The following is a 1787-nucleotide window of genomic DNA, read 5'->3' as shown; positions in this document are numbered from 1 at the left end:
CAATGTCATTAAGTTAAGGAATTAAGGAAAAGTCTTATGTAAGTTTACATGAGGCTTTTTTTATTTGCAAATTTTTAATAAAATACTTGACAAATTAGTCAAAAAATGTGGCGAAGCCCCTTGAATATAGGTATTTTAAGGAGGTTTTATCGTGAAAAAACATTTTATTATAACTACTAAAAAGTCATTATTTGATGTTATTGGTGAGCTTGAAAAAGATCCATCTCTTTTTGTCAAACATCCCGGTAAGGATTTCACAAGAAAGCGGAAATTAGACTTTAACACTTTTATGAAAATTACTTTAGGTATGTCTGGACGATCGATGAATAAAGAATTACTTGAATATTTTAATTTTGCAACTGATGTACCAAGTAATTCCGCATATAATCAACAACGTGCAAAAATCCTGCCAGAAGCATTTGAATTTCTCTTCCATGAATTTACTTCTAGACTTAAAATAAACCATTCCTTTCATGGATATAGATTAGTTGCTTGTGATGGTAGTAATCTTTCTATTGCTTCGAATCCTAATGATTCAGAAACTCGTGTAAAGTCAAATCAATTCAACGTTATTGCAAATAGGCTTCATTTAAACGCATTCTATGACCTTATGAATCGTGTCTACGTAGATGTTCTTATACAAAATTATGCAGATAAAAATGAGTGCCTTGCTTGTACCCAGATGATAAATCGTTCTAAATTAGATGAGAAGGTCATACTTATTGCTGATCGTGGTTATGAAAATTATAATATCTTTGCTCATGCAACAGAAAAGAATTGGAAGTATCTAATTCGGGTAAAAGATATAAAAAGTAGTGGAATTTTATCAGGTTTAAATCTTACTGATAATGGACCATTGGACAAAGATATCTCTATAACTTTCACTCGAAAGCAGACGAAAGATACAAAGAAAAGAGGTTGTAAATTTATGCCTACAAACCAAGGGTTTGATTACATCCCCATAGGTAGTAGGAAAGAATATATTTTAAAGTTTCGAGTTGTTCGTTTCTTAATTGCTGAAGGGACGTATGAAACGATCATTACTAACATAGGAAAAGAAATATTTTCTTCCGAGAAGATTAAGGAAATGTATCATTTGAGATGGGGTATTGAAACTTCTTTTCGTGAATTAAAATATGCTATAGGATTAAATAATTTTCATTCGAAAAAGGTCGATTACATAAAGCAAGAAGTATTTGCCAAGGTAACAATGTACAATTATTGCGAAGCGATTATCACTCAAGTTATTATAAAGCAACCCAATAAGACAAAACTATATCAAGTAAATTTCACTTTATCCATTTTCATATGTCGTGAATTCTTGAGCAATAATAGAAGACTGAAACCACCTGATATAGTGCTACTGATCCAACGAAACCTCTTACCTGTTAGAACTGGACGCCACGACCCTCGAAAAGTCAGCATTCAGAAGCCAGTAAGTTTTTTGTACCGAGTAGCATAAAGCAAGTTTATTATATCTCTTTTTAAGACAGATATCAATCTGTCTATTAATCATACGCAGATAGTAATGTTAATAAGAAAAAAAGAATCCAGTGAATGAAAATTTAATATTTTCATTCACTGGATTCTTAAGTATAAACCTTAACTTAATGACATTGACCGCAAGGCGGTCCACTAAGTCCATTACTAAGTAATATAATGCTAAATGAATTAGATAAGAAATTAACTAAAAGAGGGCATCGATACGTAAGGTATGCGGATGACCTTATGATATTTTGTAAAAGCAAACGTGGAGCTATGAGAGTACTAAAATCAATAATAGTATT

Annotated in this window: 1 protein-coding gene and 1 pseudogene; both read left to right on the top strand. The window is 31.5% G+C overall.

What is annotated here, in order from left to right:
• Nucleotides 1-151 precede the first annotated feature (151 nt).
• Complete coding sequence (locus tag ACX6CF_RS26190; protein ID WP_458788329.1) at nucleotides 152-1462, top strand: IS4 family transposase; 1311 nt, start codon at nucleotides 152-154, stop codon at nucleotides 1460-1462.
• Nucleotides 1463-1632: 170 nt separating this feature from the next.
• Nucleotides 1633-1787: pseudogene (locus ACX6CF_RS26185) on the top strand (reverse transcriptase domain-containing protein); the annotation flags it as partial.

This window comes from Vallitalea sediminicola (assembly GCF_054408565.1).
Note: the sequence above shows the minus strand (reverse complement) of the source record. Positions and strands in the feature narration are given on the sequence as shown.